The 14,499-nt window shown below is 70.8% G+C and carries 14 protein-coding genes; 8 read left to right on the top strand and 6 right to left on the bottom strand.

Annotated features, from left to right (window positions below):
- Positions 1–399, bottom strand: a complete 399-nt coding sequence (locus tag H295_RS0125935; RefSeq protein ID WP_020138268.1) for an ATP-binding protein — start codon at positions 397–399, stop codon at positions 1–3.
- A gap of 306 nt (positions 400–705) precedes the next feature.
- Between H295_RS0125935 and H295_RS0125930 the strand changes: the two genes are divergently transcribed.
- The 4 genes from H295_RS0125930 to H295_RS0125915 all read left to right on the top strand — a co-directional run bounded on the left by H295_RS0125930 (position 706) and on the right by H295_RS0125915 (position 3,500).
- Positions 706–1,581, top strand: coding sequence for a helix-turn-helix domain-containing protein (locus tag H295_RS0125930; RefSeq protein WP_020138267.1), 876 nt, complete (start codon positions 706–708; stop codon positions 1,579–1,581).
- On the top strand, positions 1,578–1,829 hold the full coding sequence (locus H295_RS0125925) for a DUF397 domain-containing protein (RefSeq protein WP_020138266.1): 252 nt from the start codon (positions 1,578–1,580) through the stop codon (positions 1,827–1,829). Before H295_RS0125930 ends, H295_RS0125925 begins: the two co-directional genes overlap by 4 nt.
- A 75-nt stretch (positions 1,830–1,904) precedes the next feature.
- Positions 1,905–2,723 (top strand): SAM-dependent methyltransferase, encoded by an 819-nt coding sequence (locus H295_RS0125920; protein ID WP_020138265.1) that lies wholly within the window; start codon positions 1,905–1,907, stop codon positions 2,721–2,723.
- Positions 2,724–2,759: 36 nt separating this feature from the next.
- Positions 2,760–3,500 (top strand): SDR family NAD(P)-dependent oxidoreductase, encoded by a 741-nt coding sequence (locus H295_RS0125915; RefSeq protein ID WP_020138264.1) that lies wholly within the window; start codon positions 2,760–2,762, stop codon positions 3,498–3,500.
- A gap of 17 nt (positions 3,501–3,517) precedes the next feature.
- Here H295_RS0125915 and H295_RS0125910 read toward each other — a convergent pair whose 3' ends face one another.
- Positions 3,518–3,757: a hypothetical protein gene (locus H295_RS0125910; protein ID WP_020138263.1), complete on the bottom strand. Its 240-nt coding sequence runs from the start codon at positions 3,755–3,757 to the stop codon at positions 3,518–3,520.
- 148 nt (positions 3,758–3,905) lie between these two features.
- Between H295_RS0125910 and H295_RS0125905 the strand changes: the two genes are divergently transcribed.
- The gene (locus H295_RS0125905; protein WP_020138262.1) at positions 3,906–4,700 is read left to right on the top strand and encodes a S1 family peptidase; all 795 of its coding nucleotides are present in this window, start codon (positions 3,906–3,908) and stop codon (positions 4,698–4,700) included.
- Positions 4,701–4,714: 14 nt separating this feature from the next.
- Here H295_RS0125905 and H295_RS0125900 read toward each other — a convergent pair whose 3' ends face one another.
- Positions 4,715–6,709, bottom strand: a complete 1,995-nt coding sequence (locus H295_RS0125900) for an alpha/beta fold hydrolase (protein ID WP_020138261.1) — start codon at positions 6,707–6,709, stop codon at positions 4,715–4,717.
- Between the two features lie 125 nt (positions 6,710–6,834).
- Here H295_RS0125900 and H295_RS0125895 point away from each other — a divergent pair, with 125 nt between their 5' ends.
- Together H295_RS0125895 and H295_RS0125890 are read left to right on the top strand one after the other, a co-directional pair.
- Positions 6,835–7,983, top strand: a complete 1,149-nt coding sequence (locus H295_RS0125895; protein WP_234021677.1) for a glycoside hydrolase family 53 protein — start codon at positions 6,835–6,837, stop codon at positions 7,981–7,983.
- 158 nt (positions 7,984–8,141) lie between these two features.
- Positions 8,142–9,539: a cytochrome P450 gene (locus H295_RS0125890; protein ID WP_020138259.1), complete on the top strand. Its 1,398-nt coding sequence runs from the start codon at positions 8,142–8,144 to the stop codon at positions 9,537–9,539.
- A gap of 80 nt (positions 9,540–9,619) precedes the next feature.
- Here the strand turns inward: H295_RS0125890 and H295_RS0125885 are convergent, their stop codons facing one another.
- The 3 genes from H295_RS0125885 to H295_RS43545 all read right to left on the bottom strand — a co-directional run bounded on the left by H295_RS0125885 (position 9,620) and on the right by H295_RS43545 (position 12,356).
- Entirely contained in the window at positions 9,620–10,279 is a 660-nt protein-coding gene (locus H295_RS0125885; protein ID WP_028809753.1) for a YceI family protein, read from the bottom strand.
- A 104-nt stretch (positions 10,280–10,383) separates the two neighbouring features.
- Positions 10,384–11,976 carry a cation acetate symporter gene (locus H295_RS0125880; protein WP_020138257.1) on the bottom strand — a complete coding sequence of 531 codons (1,593 nt, stop codon included), beginning with the start codon at positions 11,974–11,976 and terminating at the stop codon, positions 10,384–10,386.
- Positions 11,970–12,356: a DUF485 domain-containing protein gene (locus H295_RS43545; protein WP_020138256.1), complete on the bottom strand. Its 387-nt coding sequence runs from the start codon at positions 12,354–12,356 to the stop codon at positions 11,970–11,972. The genes H295_RS0125880 and H295_RS43545 overlap by 7 nt, the downstream gene beginning before the upstream one ends.
- Before the next feature lie 579 nt (positions 12,357–12,935).
- Between H295_RS43545 and H295_RS0125870 the strand changes: the two genes are divergently transcribed.
- Positions 12,936–14,489 (top strand): acyl-CoA carboxylase subunit beta, encoded by a 1,554-nt coding sequence (locus H295_RS0125870; protein ID WP_234021685.1) that lies wholly within the window; start codon positions 12,936–12,938, stop codon positions 14,487–14,489.
- Positions 14,490–14,499 lie beyond the last annotated feature (10 nt).

The raw sequence follows: 14,499 nt of genomic DNA, 5'->3' as shown, positions 1-14,499 counted from the left end.
TCAGGCCGTCAGATTCGCCCAGACCGCGTTCCCGCCGGTGAGCCGGGAGCGGTCCACCCCCCAGGTGTCCGCGAGTTCCTCCACCAGGAACAGACCCCGGCCGCCCTCGTCGTCGAGGGCCGCCCGGCATCGGCGCAGCCTGCGGCGGGAGCGGTCGTGGTCGTGCACCTCCAGCCGCAGGACCCCCTCGGTGACCAGTCCGATGCCGCACAGGATGCGGGCGCTGAGGGTGTGGCACACGGCGTTGGTGGCCAGTTCCGACAGCAGCAGGACCGCGTCGGAGCGCAGCTCGCCGGGCAGGCTCCAGGACCTGAGCCGGCTGCCGACCGAGCGGCGGGCGACCCCGACGCTGGAGCGGTGCGCGGGAAGCTCGATCCAGTGGGTTCGTTCCTGGTCCACGGCGTCTAACAGCTGGGGGAACGAAGTCGTGTGGGGGGACACGGTGTTGGCCTTCCGTGGGGAGGCGGCGCGGCCTGGCGAGACGCATCGGGAGGTCGGGATCGGTGCCAACCGGCAGGAGGGTAGGGGCGGTTGACGTCACCGTGCGCGCGTTCGGCGGCACGGGTCACACAGGCAATCATGCTCGTACTGAAGTTCAACCTGCAACCAGCTTCCTGATAATTTCAGGGAGCCGGTATCGGTCCGGCCGCGTCATCAAGTCGCTGCGGGACGCGGGCCGGTGACATCCCCTCAGGAGGTCAGGACGTGAGCGAAGGCCGTACGGGCACGGGTGGCACCAGTGCTCCCACCGTGCTGCGCATGATCCTCGGCCGGCGTCTGCAGGAGCGGCGGCAGGACGCGGGCAAGTCGCTGGACGACGCGGCCAAGGCGCTCAGAGTGACCTCGCTCACCATCCGCCGCCTGGAGAAGGCGGAGGTCGCGCTCAAGCCGCTGTACGTGGAGAAACTGCTCGAGACCTACGGGGCCGAGCGGCAGGAGATCGACGAGTTCGTCGTCCTGGCCGAACGGGCCAACCAGCCCGGCTGGTGGCACACCTACCGGGACGTGCTGCCGAACTGGTTCAGCGCCTACGTCAGTCTGGAGGCCGGGGCCAGGACCCTGCGCACCTACGAGCCGCACTATGTGACGGGACTGCTCCAGACCCGCGCGTACGCGCACGGCGTGCTGCGCGGCGGCTTCCCCCACGAGGCCGACGAGGACCTGGGCAGACGGGTGGACCTGCGGCTGCGCCGCCAGAGCCTGCTGGAGAGACCCGACGCGCCCACGCTGTGGGTGGTGATGGAAGAGGCCGTACTGCACCGGGTGGTCGGCGGCCCCGAGGTCATGCGGGAGCAGATCGAACGGCTCCTGGAGCTCGCGGAGCTGGAACACGTCAGCGTCGACGTGGTGCCGTTCACCGCCGGTGCCCATGTGGGCGCGTGCGCCCCGTTCACCTACTTCCGCTTCGAGGAACCCGAGCTGCCGGACATCGTCTACACCGAGGTCCTCTCCGGCGCGATGTACCTGGACCAGCGCACGGACGTGGCGGCCCATCTGGAGGCGCACAGCCGCATGTCCCTGCTGACCTCGGACGTGGACAGCAGGGCACTCCTGAACCGCATGCGTAAGGAGTACTCATGACCAGCACCGACTGTCATGTCTACAACGGGATGCCGGCCGCCGAACTCGGTGAGCAGGGCTGGGAGTCCCCGTGGAGCGGGCCCAACGGCGGCCAGTGCGTGCAGACCAAGCTCCTGGCCGACGGCCGGGTGGCGCTGCGGCAGTCGACCGACCCGGCCGGCCCCGCGCTGATCTACACCCCGCAGGAGATCGCCGCGTTCGTCGCGGGCGTCAAGCGGGGTCTCGCCGACCATCTGACGGCCGGCTGACCCACGACCCGAGCCGGACCTGCCCCGGCAGCGACCTGCCCGACACCCCCACACAGCCCCTCTGAAAGGGACAGGATGACCAACTCGCACGCCGCGCGGGAGATCGACACCAGCCGGCCCCACTCCGCCCGGATGTACGACTACTACCTCGGCGGCAAGGACCACTTCGACGTCGACACGAAGGCGGCCGAGACCGTCGCGGCCACCTACCCCGGCATCTTCACGTGCGCCCGCGAGATCCGCGCCTTCATGCACCGGGCCACCCGGGTCCTCGCCCAGGAGTACGGCGTGCGCCAGTGGCTGGACATCGGCACCGGCATCCCCACCGAGCCGAACCTGCACCAGGTGGCTCAGTCCGTGGCACCCGAGGCACGGGTCGTCTACGCCGACAACGACCCGCTGGTCCTCAAGTACGCCGAGCGTCTGATGCGCAACACGCCCGAGGGCCGCACCGCCTACGTGCAGGGCGACTTCACCGACCCCGAGGCGATCCTGGGCTCCCCCGAGCTGGCGAAGACCCTGGACCTGAACCGGCCGGTCGCCCTGTCGCTCAACGCCATCCTGCACTTCGTGCCGGACGACTGGGACCCGTACGGCACCGTCTCCCGTCTCCTGGACGCCCTGCCCTCGGGCAGCGCGCTGGCGGTGAGCCACTGCACGGGCGACTTCGCCCCGGCGCTGTGGGAGAAGCTCGTCGGCATCTACGCCGCCGCGGGCACCCGGGCCCAGGTGCGCAGCAAGGAGGAGGTGGCCCGCTTCTTCAAGGGCCTCGACCTGCTCGACCCGGGCGTCTCCCTGACCCACCGCTGGCGCCAGGACGACCCGCGGGGCACGGCCCCGGAACCGACGGACGCCGAGGTCAGCGCGTGGGCCGGGGTGGGCATCAAGCCGTGACGCGGTGCACTTCCGTGCCGTGACAAGATCCACGGCATGAGCACCGAAGAGCGGGAGCGGCCCGTCGCCCTGGTCACCGGGTCCACCTCCGGGATCGGGGAGGCCGTCGCACGGCGCCTCGCGGCGGACGGCACACGGGTCGTCGTGCACTCGCGGCGCAGCGCGGCGGCCGGGCAGGCGCTGGCCGCGGAGCTCGGCGGCGCCTACCTCCAGGCGGACCTGGGGGTGGAGGAGGAGGCCCGCGGGCTGGTCGACGCGGCCCTCGGCCGGTTCGGGCGGCTGGACGTGCTGGTGAACAACGCGGGCATCAGTTGGCCGATCCCGCACGCGGACCTCGCGGCGGCGACCCCGGCGGACTGGCGGCAGCTGCTGGAGGTCAACCTCATCGCGCCCTGGGTGCTGTGCACGACGGCCCTTCCGGCCCTGCGGCGGTCCCCGGGTGGCGGCAGCATCGTCAACATCACCAGCCATGCCGGGGTACGGCCCAAGGGTTCCTCGGTGCCGTACGCGGCGAGCAAGGCCGCGCTGAACCACGTGACCCGGCTGCTGGCGGCCGCGCTCGGCCCCGACGTCCGGGTGAACGCGGTGGCTCCCGGCCTGGTGGACACACCGATGACGAAGGACTGGGCCGAGGCGCACGCACTGTGGCGCGACCGCGCCCCGATGCACCGCCCGGCCCGGCCGTCCGACGTGGCCGACCTGGTGGCGTCGGTGATCGCCAGCGGCTACCTCACCGGAGAGGTCATCCTGCTGGACGGCGGCCTGAACCTGACCTGAGGACGCGCGACGGATCGTCAGAGGGTGTCGGGGTCCTGTCGGAAGGCCTGCGCGATCGTCGCGTACTGCGAGGCGATCTCCAGCTGCTGACGGCTGTTGATCGCCGAGTCGTCGTCCTCGGCCCTGGCGAGAAAGGCCCGCGCCCGCTGGAGGCAGTAGCGACGGACCTCCTCGTCGCGGGCGTTGTCCAGATCGAGGTCGTCGAGGGCGGCCGCCCGGGTGTAGGCGGCGCGGTTCCATGGGCGGTCCTTCGGCATGACCAGCCTCCTGCGGGCGTCGGTGATCGTGCGTGACAGAAATCGTGTGTCGTGTGAAACCAATGCGTCCTCTCGGCTCGTCCTCCCCACCGACCACATCGCGCGGGGCCAAGTCGGGCCTCGCGCGCCGTCGTTCAGGGGGAACATCATGACCGTACGCCTCGATGGTTCTGCTCGTCCCGGAACCCGCACCGCCGCCGTCGTCGCCACCGCCGTGCTCACCGCGGCCGCGCTCTGGTCCACCGCCGCTCCGGCCTCCGCGATCAAGGGCGGCGGCCCGACCACCACCGCTGCACGGCCGTACGCCATGCTGATCGAGCTGGACGGCAACCAGTTCTGCGGTGGCTCGCTGATCGCGCCCACCAAGGTCCTCACCGCGGCCCACTGCGTGGTGAACGCCGGTGACGTGTCCGCACTGCGGGTCATCGGAGGCCGTACCCAGGTGGACGGCACCGGCGGAACCGAACGGAAGATCGCGTCCTACCGGCTGGACTCCCGGTACACCTCCCCCGGTTACGCCTACGACGCCGCCGTCCTCACCCTGAACCGGCCGATGCCGTACCGGACGATCCCGGTGGCCGGCCCCGGGGACGGCAGGCTGGTGGCCGACGGCCGGACGGCCACCGTGGCCGGATGGGGACGCACCGGGCCCGGCGAGACCGGCACCCGGCTCAAGCAGGCCAAGCTGGTCCTGTCGCCCCTCGCCGACTGTCAGCCCTACACCGAGCCCGACACCGACCCGGCGGCGATGCTGTGCGGCATGCCCCGCCCGGGCACGACCGACAGCATCTGCCCCGGCGACTCGGGCGGTCCGCTGATCAGCGGGGGCAAGGTCGTGGGCATCGTGTCGTCCGGCAACAAGTACTGCGACGAGCAGTACCCGGTGTCCGTCTTCGTCCGCGCCGACTCGGTCGCCGCCGACCTGGGCATCCCCACCCCCTGAGACCTGACCCGGCGTCACAGGAGCTCCGGGCGCCGCCACTTCTCGCCCAGGACGTGGTGGTCCAGGAAGGTGAGGACCGTCTCGTAGAGGAGCCGCAGCTGGCTCGGCGCCTCGACGCCGTGCGACTCGTCGGGGAAGTACAGGAACCCGGCGGGCACGCCCCGGCGTTGCAGCTCGTGGTAGAGCTCCCGGGACTGGCCCTCGGGCACCCGGGCGTCCGCTCCGCCGTGCACGACCAGCATCGGTGTCGTCAGCGCCGCCGCGTCCAGGTGGGGCGAGTCGGCCTCGTAACGCTCACGGCGGACGCGGGGATCGCCGAAGATCTTCCGGAAGTAGGCGTGCAGGTCGGTGGCGGCCTGGAGGGACTCCAGGTTCCACAGTCCGGAGTGGGAGACCAGTGCCTTGAAGCGGTCGGTGCGGGTGGCCGTCCGGTTGACGAGGTAACCGCCGTAGGACCAGCCCGCGAGGGCCGTCCGGTGCGGGTCGAGGTCGGCGCGGGCCAGTGCGGCGTCGGTGAGCGCGATGACGTCGCGGTAGGGGCGGCCCCCGAAGTCGCCGCGTCCGCGTTCCTGCATGCGCTGCCCGTACCCGGAGGACAGGGCCGGGTCGGGCAGCAGCACGCCGTAGCCCCGGGCGGCGAACGGCCAGGGGTTCCAGAGCCAGGGCCAGTCGCTCCAGGAGCCCTGGGGTCCGCCGTGGGTCAGCACGAGGAGCGGCGCCGGGTGCTCGGCCGTGGCTCCGTCGGGCAGGACGAGCCAGCCGCGCAGGGCGAAGCCGTCGTCCCCGGTCGCGTGCACCTCGGTCAGGGTGCCGGGGAGGGGGCCGAGGTCGCCCGGCGTCGCGACGAGGTCGGGCTCCTGGTCCGCCTCGGCCGCGTCCAGCCGGACCACGTGCGGAGCGCTGTCGAGGGTGCTGCGCAGGGCGTAGAGGGCGGAGCCGTCGGGCGTCACGCACAGGGAGCTGTAGGCGCCGGAGGCGGTCAGGCGGGTGACCGTGCCGTCCGGAGCACGGCGGAAGACCGGTCGCCGGCCCTGTTCGTCACCGGTGAACCACAGCGTGGTGTCGCCGGGGACGGGTGAGCAGATCGCGATTCCCGGCCAGGGCCAGTTGTCGAAGTCCGGGAGGAGATCGGTCTCTTCCCCGGACACGGGGTCGAAGGCGACGAGGGTGACCTGCCACTCGGAGTCGTAGGTCTCCTCCTCCAGGCGCTGGCAGACCAGGCGGGTGCCGTCGGCGGTGAACACCGGGCTGTAGTACTGGTGGCCGGGGCGGGACAGGGCGTGGTGCCGCTCGCCGGTGCGTGCGTCGGCTATCACCACGGTGTTCGTGTCGGGGGCGGCCACCGTGGGGGCCCGGGTGTAGGCGACCAGGGTTCCGTCGGGCGACAGGGCCATCTCCCCGGCGCCGTCGATGCCTTGGCCCTGGCCGCCGACGTCGACCGGTTCGGCCTGCCCGACGCGGACGAAGGTGTGGGGTTCCGCGGGACCGAGCTCCACCCCGTCCCCGCCCGGAGCCACCTCGTACAGGACGGCGCTGACACCGGCGTGGCGCCGCCGCCGCAGGAGGTCCGCGTGTGTGCCGGTGTCCTCGGCGCCGGGCAGGAGAGCGGCCGTCCAGGCGAGGGCGGCGGAGCGGGCGGCGGTGGTGAACGCCGTTGTCCCGCCCGGGTGATGGGCGATCCGCTCGGCCGCACCGCGCGCGGAGAGCGACCAGAGGGACGGTCCCGGCTCATCCCCTGAATCGCCGGAGTCGCGGTCGGAGAGCACCAGCAGGGTGCCGTCCTCGGTGAACGCCGGGGCGAAGTCGTGCTGTTGGGAGCCGGGCACCCTGCGAGGGTCCTTCTCACCCGCCGGGTCCACCTCCCACACCTCGGACGCGTACCGGGATCCCCCGTCGGCGAGGGCCTGCACGGAGAGGATCAGACGTGTGCCGTCCGGCGCCAGTGCCAGGCCGGTCGGACGCGGCTGTGCGACGAGGCGGTCGTGGAGGGTGCGCGAGCCGTTGATCATGGCGGGCATTCTGTCCGGGCGCGGGGATCACCGCATCTGATTTGTGTACGTGCACAGATCCCAACTCCGTGTATTTACAGCGCAGTCTGCACCTCCTACCGTGAACGTTCCCAGATGGTGACCGCATGATCATGCCAGTCAAGGAGGTCGGGATGGTCGTCAAAGGTCCGCGCCGCCTCATGAGGGCCGCCCTGCTCCTGGCGGCCCTCACCCTGCCCGCATCCCTGCTCACCACACCCACCAGCGCCTCCGCCGCGGGCTCGCTCACCATGCTCGGAGCCGATGTCTCGACCGCCCAGCGCGCTCTCGACCTCGGGGCCAGGTACTACGACGCGGGCGGCACCGCCAGGAACCCCCTGGACATCCTCAAGGGCCTCGGCGTCAACTACGTCCGCCTGCGCGTCTGGAACAACCCCGCGAGCGGCTACAACAACAAGGCCAAGGTGCTGTCGTACGCGAAGCAGGTGAAGGCCAGAGGGCTGAAGCTGCTGGTCGACTTCCACTACTCGGACACCTGGGCGGACCCGGGCAACCAGAACAAGCCCGCGGCCTGGGCCGGCCACAGCATCGGCCAGTTGCAGACCGACGTCTACACCTACACGTACGACGTCTGCAACAGCCTCAAGTCGCAGGGCACCACCCCGGACAGCGTGCAGATCGGCAACGAGATCAACGTCGGCATGCTGTGGAACGAGGGCAAGGTCGTCAACAACGACTTCACCAACCTCTCCCTGCTGCTCAAGTCGGGCTACAACGCCACCAAGGCGTGCAACAGCGGCACCAAGGTGATCGTCCACACGGCCGACGCCGACAGTGACGCCAACGCCCGCTGGTTCTACGACGGCATGAAGGCCAAGGGTGTCGACTGGGACATCACCGGGCTGTCGTACTACTGCCCGTGGCACGGGACGATCGCCGGCATGGGCGGCGTCGTGGCCGACATGAAGTCCCGTTACGGCAAGGACGTCGTCATCGCCGAGACGGCCTACCCGTTCACCTCGGCCGACGCGGACGGCACCGCCAACTCCATCACCAGCGGCTGCTCCGGGTACCCGCTCAGCTGGCAGGGCCAGGCGGACAACTTCACCGCCGTGCAGAACGCGGCCCGCAGCAACGGCGCGATCGGGGTCTTCTACTGGGAGCCCACCTGGTACGCGGTGACCGGCAACGGCTGGGACCCGACGAACATCTCGGGCAGCGGCGACGGCTGGGACAACATGGCCCTTTTCAACTGGACCGGCAAGGTGAACCCGAACGTCAAGTGGACCCCGTAGGCGGCGACTTCGCACAGCGGCGGCACCTTCCTCGGGCGGTGGGGTTCCTCGTCGCCCCGGTCGCCCCGAGCGCGGGGCCCGGTAATCACCCCCCGCCATGAGACAGGCGCGGGGGGTCACATTACTCTGGCGTACCGCCCGACCGAGGGAAGGAAGCCATGGGGGTCCAACTGAACAGCGGCTCGGCAGCCGGTAACGGGTCGCTGGAGTCCATGAGCCTCGAACCGCTCATGACCCGCGACTACGAACGCGATCCGGCGATCGTGTACGAGCGACTGCGCCGAACCCACGGTCCGGTGGCGCCGGTCGACCTGCTGGGAGTGCCCGTCTGGCTCGTCCTGGGCTACGAGGAGGCGCTGGAGGTGCTCCGGGACGACCACGCGTGGCCGAAGGGGCTGGAGAACTGGCGGGCCCGCCGGGAGGGCCGACTCCCTGCGGACTGGCCGCTGGCGCCCTCGCTGGACGTCAACCACGTGCTGATCCAGGGCGGCGAGGGCTACCGCGGGCTGAAGGTGGCCTGGGACACCGCGCTCCGGCCCTTCCAGGACCCCCGGCACCCGGTGGCCAAGCAGCTCAAGGCGAAGATCACCCGGGACGCCGACGAACTGATCACCTTGTTCACGCAGGGCGGTCCCACCGGCTGGGCGGACCTGTCGGCGCAGTTCTCCCGGCCGCTGCCGCTCATGGTCGCCAGTCATCTGCTCGGCTTCCCCGGCTCGCAGCACGACGACGCGCTGATGGACATGTGGCGGGTGCTGGACGCGGGGCCCGACGCGGGACCGGCCCTGGAGCGGCTGCTGGCCACGTTGTCGGAGCTCGGCGAGTCGAAGATGAAGGAGCCCGGCGACGACTTCCCGTCCTATCTGCTCGCCGCTCATCCCGGCCTGAGCGTCGAGGAGTTGGCACGCGAGCTGATGATGCTGCTCGGGATGACGTCGGACCACGTCGGCATCCTGATCTCCAACACGGTCGTCGAGGTCATCACCGGGAACCTGCCCGCGAGCGCCAGTCTGTCGGCCGGGCTCATCCGGGAGACCATGAACCGGGTGGTGATGCAGAAGCCGCCGCTGATCAACTTCGTGCCGCGGTTCCCGCTCGCCGACATGAAGCTCGGCGACTACACGATCGCCGCGGGGGATCCGGTGTGGGTGTCCGTGGGGGCCGCGCACGCGGATCCGGCGTTCGCGGCGAAGGTCTGCCCCGAGTCGACCATCAGCACCCGGGCGCACTTGTCCTGGGGTGCAGGTCCCCGGCAGTGTCCGGCTCGGGAACTGGCCGGCGGGGCGGCGTCGATCGGGGTCAGCAGGCTCTTCGAGCGGCTGTCCGGGCTGGAGTTGTCGCTGCCCGTGGACCAACTGCCCTGGCGGTCGTCACCGTTCATGCGCGGGCTGCGCTCGCTGCCGGTGCGCTACACCCTGTCGGACGCGCCGGCCCTGCCGGTGCCCCAGGCTCCGCACCCCGCCGCCCCGGCCGGCTCCGACCCGGCCGACGGGACCGCCGTACGGCCGCGTTCGTCGCTGTGGCGCTATCTGGCGGGGCTGGTGCGCGGACGGTGACGGGAGGCTGAGCGGCCACGGAGCGGGCCGCGGACTCGGACGAGTGCGGGGCCCACTCCGTGGCGTGGCGGGGGGTGCGGTCAGCCGACCGGAGGGGTGCGGATCGCGGCGATGTCGAACTGGAGGCGTACCTTCTCGCTGACCATCGCGCCGCCCTCGGCGAGCTTGCTGTCGTAGGTCAGGCCCCAGTCGGACCGGTTGATGGTGGTGGTGCCGTCGAAGCCGGCGCGCTGGTAGCCGAACGGGTCGGTGACATGGCCTATGTAGGTCAGTTCCAGGACCACGGGGCGGGTGGCCGCCTTGATGGTGAGATCACCGGTCATCCGGTAGACGTCGGGTCCGGCGACCTCGACGGAGGTGCTGGCGAACCGCATGCGCGGATACCGCGCGGAGTCCAGGAAGTCGCGTCCCACCAGGTGGGCGTCGCGCTGCTCCACCCCGGTGTCGACACTGCCGGTGGACACGATGATCTCCGCCTGGGAGGCGGACGGGTCGCGGCCGTCGAAGTAGAGGCGGCTCTGGTACTCCAGGAAGGCGCCCCGCACGGTGGTGACCATGGCGTGGCGTACGGAGAAGCCGATCCTGCTGTGCGCGGGGTCGATGGCCCACTCCCCGGTCAGGGCCGCCAGTCCGGGGTTCGGACGGACGGCTGTGGCAGTGGCCGACGACCCGGTGGGGGGTGCGGAGGCGTCAGCGGGTTCCGAGCGGCGGAACATGGTGCCACGGTTGAACAAGTTCATGCACCACGTAATTACTGCACGGGAGTTGTCTTCGCAAGGCTTGATCCTCCGGAGACGAAATATCCACGGGTTCACCACACCCTTCGCCGAAAAGTGGAAATCACCTAGTCGGCGCCGACGAGACTGCGCACTTCGAAGTCCTCATATGTCTCCTTCGGTTCGGGACGGCAGAGTACCGAACCGAACCAGCCGAGAAGGAAGCCGGCCGGGATGGAGACGATTCCGGGATTCTGCAAGGGGAACCAGGCGAAATCGGCGTCCGGGTAGAGCGACGCTGGCGCGGCGGAGACGACCGGGGAGAACACGACGAGGACGACCGAGCAGAGCAGGCCCCCGCAGAGACTGAGGAGGGCGCCCTGCGCGGTGAAGCGCCGCCAGAAGAGGCTGAAGACGAGGGTGGGCAGAATGGCGGAGGCCGCGATGGCGAAGGCCAGGAAGGCGAGCGTCGCGGAGTTGGCGCCCCAGGAGACCAGGGCCAGCAGCATGCCGAGGGCGCCGATGACGACGGCCGCGAGCCGGGCCACGGCGAGTTCCTCCCTCTCGGTGGCCCGGCCCCGGCGGATCACCTCGCCGTAGAGGTCGTGGGCCAGGGAGGAGGCGGCGGCCAGGGTCAGGCCGGCGGCGACCGCGAGGAGGGTGACGAAGGCGAGGCAGGACAGCAGCGCGGTCAGGACGGCGCCGCCGAGGTCGTGCGCCAGGAGCAGGACGGCGGCGTTGCCCGTGCGGTCGTTGCGGGCGATGGTCTCGCTGCCCAGGACGGCGGTGGCGCCGAGACCGAGGATGCCGGCCGCCAGGCAGACGAGGCTGACCAGGCCCATCGCCCAGACCACCGAAGTGCGCAGGACGTCGACCGACTTCGCCGCGAGCAGCCGCATCATGACGTGCGGGAGGGCGGCGAGGCCGAGCACGATCGCCAACTGGAGGCTGAGGAAGTCGAGTTTGCTGGTGACACCGGCGCCGTAGCGCAGGCCGGGTTCCAGGAACCGTGTGCCCTGCCCGCTGTTGTCCGCGGCGGCGGCCAGCAGGTTCTCGATGTTCCAGTCGAAGCGGTGGAGCACCATCACGGCGGTCACGGTGACACCGGAGATGAGCATGACCGCCTTGACGATCTGGATGAAGGTGGCTCCGGGCATGCCGCCGATGGCCGCGTAGACGATGACGACGGTGCCGATGACGACGACGCACAGGGTGCGGGTGGCGGCACCGGGTTCGCCGGTGAACTGGGTCAGCAGGGCCACACTGCCGACGAGTTGGGCGACGAGGTAGAGGACCGTGATGGTCAGCGTGCACAGCGCCAGGGCGAGCCGGACCGGCCGCTGCATACGGGAGAGCCGGGTGGCCAGGGTGTCCCCGAGGGTGAACCTGCCGGTGTTGCGCAGGGGTTCGGCGATCAGCAGCAGGACCATCATCCAGGCGACGGCGGTGCCGCACAGATAGAGCAGTCCGTCGTAGCCGGTCAGGGCGACCAGTCCGGTGCTGCCGAGGAGGGTCGCGGCCGAGAGGTAGTCGCCGCACATGGCCAGTCCGTTGCGCAGCGGGGACATGGTGCGGTTGCCGAGGTAGAACTCACCGATCTCGTCGCGCTGGGGCGCGGTGAGCAGTGCGGTGAACAGGGTGACGACGACCACGGACAGGAACAGGACCAGGGTCAGCTGGAGGCTGAGGCGGTCCACCACGGAGGCGCCGAGCCTCACCACGGGCGGAACTCCGCACCGCGCCGGGTGGGACGTTCCTGGAAGGCACCGTGCCGGGTGGTGCGTTCCTGGACTGCGCCGTGCCGGCGGCGCGCGTTCCCGTGGTGGCGGACCAGGCCGCGCAGACCGCGCACCACCGGCGTGACGTCGGTGCGCACATGGACGAGGTAACGCCACACGATCACGCCCATCAGCACGAACTGCCCGAGCCCCAGGGCGAGTCCGACCGTGAGGTGGCCGCTGAGGGGGGTGTTCATCAGGCCGGGCAGGAAGCTGGACAGCAGGACGTACAGGAGGAATCCGCCGACGGCGACGGCGGTGGCCCGGACCCCGAACCGGCGGTGGGTGCGGCGCAACTCCTGGTACGCGGGCAGGCCGGACACCGACTGCCACTCTCCGTCGGACCCGGCTTCGGGACCTGTCTCATAAGGGAACGGCGGCCCGCCGAACCCCGTGGAATGCCGTGACACATGCACCTTCTTTACTGCCGCGCCGGGCGTCCGGCAAAGGCACACCGAAGTCGTGCTCCGGGCGGACTTGTGGGGGGGGGACGTGAATCCGGAATTCACGGGTTGGAATTGCATGCATGGGGGGAGCCGTGCGGGGCGGACGGCCGAGGGTCGGAGTGACGACGTGGCCAGGACCGGGATTGTTGCAGCGCCCCCATTGAACTATCAACCGGCCGGTCGGACCCGATCGGGAAACTGACTCATTCATGCGCTCCGATCCATGGACGCGCCTTCCCGGGGCCTGCGAAAAGGCGGGCCCCCGAAACAGGTCTGCACCTTCTCTCCGGCCAGGTTGGCTCAAACGCGCCCACGGAACGCTCCGCCGTTCACGGGCGCTTGTCACACACGGAGCAAAGCCGGCCGCCCGGGACTCACCTCTCGCAAACAGAACGGCGTAGGGCTCGGCATCACCTGGGGGCGCTGCCATATTCGAAGGCCACTTCGGAGGTGGCAGTGACAGTAGAGGTGACGACGACACGCCTGCCCGACCGCACCGCCGACCGCGTCCTCGCACTGGAGGCCCGCCAGGCACGCGCCGTCGCCGGGGACAGGCCCAGAAGACGGGGCAAGTTCAGTGCGCGGGAGCGGATCGACCTGCTGCTGGACCCCGGTTCGTTCACCGAGACCGGCCTGTTCGTGCGGGCCCGGCCGACCGGGGACGGCGCGGACCGCCCCTACGGCGACGGCGTGATCACCGGGTGCGGCACGATCGACGGCCGCCCCGTCTGTGTCTTCTCGCAGGACTCCACGGTGTTCGGCGGCAGCATGGGTGAGGCCTTCGGTGAGAAGACGGTGGCCCTCATGGACCTCGCCCTGCGGACCGGGTGCCCGGTGATCGGGCTCAACGACGGCGGCGGCGCCCGCATCCAGGAGGGGGTCGCCTCCCTCGCCCTCTACGCCGAGCTGGTGCGCCGCAACGTCCGGGCGTCCGGGGTGATCCCGCAGATCTCGGTGGTCCTCGGTCCGTGTGCCGGCGGGGCCGCCTACTCCCCCGCCATCACCGACTTCACGGTGATGGTGGACGGCGCCTCGCACATGTTCGTCACCGGGCCCGACGTCATCGAGGCGGTGACCGGGGAACGCGCCAGCGCCGAGGAACTGGGCGGCGCCCGCACCAGCAACTCCCTGAGCGGCAACGCCCACTTCCTCGCCGCCGACGAGACCGAGGCCCTGGACACCGTACGGGAGCTGCTGTCGTACCTGCCCGTCAACAACCTGGAGCGGCCGCCGAGTTACGCTCCCCTGCCACCGCCCTCCGGCATCCCGCTCGACGAGATCGTGCCGGACCGGCTCGGGCAGGCCTACGACATGCGGGACATCCTGCGAGCCGTCGTGGACGACGGTGAACTCCTGGAGATCCAGGAGCTGTTCGCACCGAACATCATCTGCGCGCTGGCGCTCGTCGAGGGCATGTCCGTCGGGGTGGTCGCCAACCAGCCCGCGCACGCGGCCGGGGTGCTGGACATCGACGCCTCCGAGAAGGCGGCGCGGTTCGTACGGTTCTGCGACGCGTTCGGCATTCCGCTGCTGACCTTCGCCGACGTGCCGGGCTATCTGTCCGGGGTCCGGCAGGAGCAGGCCGGGATCATCCGGCGCGGCGCCAAGCTGCTGTACGCCTACGCGGAGGCGACCGTCCCCAAGGTGACCGTGGTGATCCGCAAGGCCTACGGCGGCGGGTACGCGGTGATGGGCTCCAAGCACCTGGGCGCCGACATCAACCTCGCCTGGCCGACCGCCCGGATCGCGGTGATGGGCGCCGAGGGCGCGGTGGGCGTCCTGCACCGGCGCGAGATCGCCGCCGCCGAAAACCCCGAGGCACTGCGGGCCGAACTCGTCGCCGCATACGAGGACACCCACGGCACGCCCTACCCCGCCGCCGAGCGCGGCTATGTCGACGCCGTCATCGCCCCGCGCGACACCCGCGCCCACATCTGCCGCGCGCTGCGTGCCCTGCGCGGCAAGCGTGCCCCGATGCCGGAGCGCCGGCACGGCAACATCCCGCTCTGACCCGTCTCGC

It is taken from the genome of Streptomyces sp. 351MFTsu5.1 (assembly GCF_000383655.1).
In the GTDB taxonomy this organism is placed as follows: domain Bacteria; phylum Actinomycetota; class Actinomycetes; order Streptomycetales; family Streptomycetaceae; genus Streptomyces; species Streptomyces griseorubiginosus.
This window is presented reverse-complemented; position numbering and strand designations above follow the sequence as displayed.

Coding starts and splice junctions, on each gene's coding strand:
- H295_RS0125905 (WP_020138262.1), top strand. CDS start 3,906: ATGACCGTACGCCTCGATGGTTCTGCTCGTCCCGGAACCCGCACCGCC.
- H295_RS0125900 (WP_020138261.1), bottom strand. CDS start 6,709: ATGATCAACGGCTCGCGCACCCTCCACGACCGCCTCGTCGCACAGCCG.
- H295_RS0125895 (WP_234021677.1), top strand. CDS start 6,835: ATGATCATGCCAGTCAAGGAGGTCGGGATGGTCGTCAAAGGTCCGCGC.
- H295_RS0125885 (WP_028809753.1), bottom strand. CDS start 10,279: ATGAACTTGTTCAACCGTGGCACCATGTTCCGCCGCTCGGAACCCGCT.
- H295_RS0125925 (WP_020138266.1), top strand. CDS start 1,578: ATGACCAGCACCGACTGTCATGTCTACAACGGGATGCCGGCCGCCGAA.
- H295_RS0125910 (WP_020138263.1), bottom strand. CDS start 3,757: ATGCCGAAGGACCGCCCATGGAACCGCGCCGCCTACACCCGGGCGGCC.
- H295_RS0125920 (WP_020138265.1), top strand. CDS start 1,905: ATGACCAACTCGCACGCCGCGCGGGAGATCGACACCAGCCGGCCCCAC.
- H295_RS0125890 (WP_020138259.1), top strand. CDS start 8,142: ATGGGGGTCCAACTGAACAGCGGCTCGGCAGCCGGTAACGGGTCGCTG.
- H295_RS0125915 (WP_020138264.1), top strand. CDS start 2,760: ATGAGCACCGAAGAGCGGGAGCGGCCCGTCGCCCTGGTCACCGGGTCC.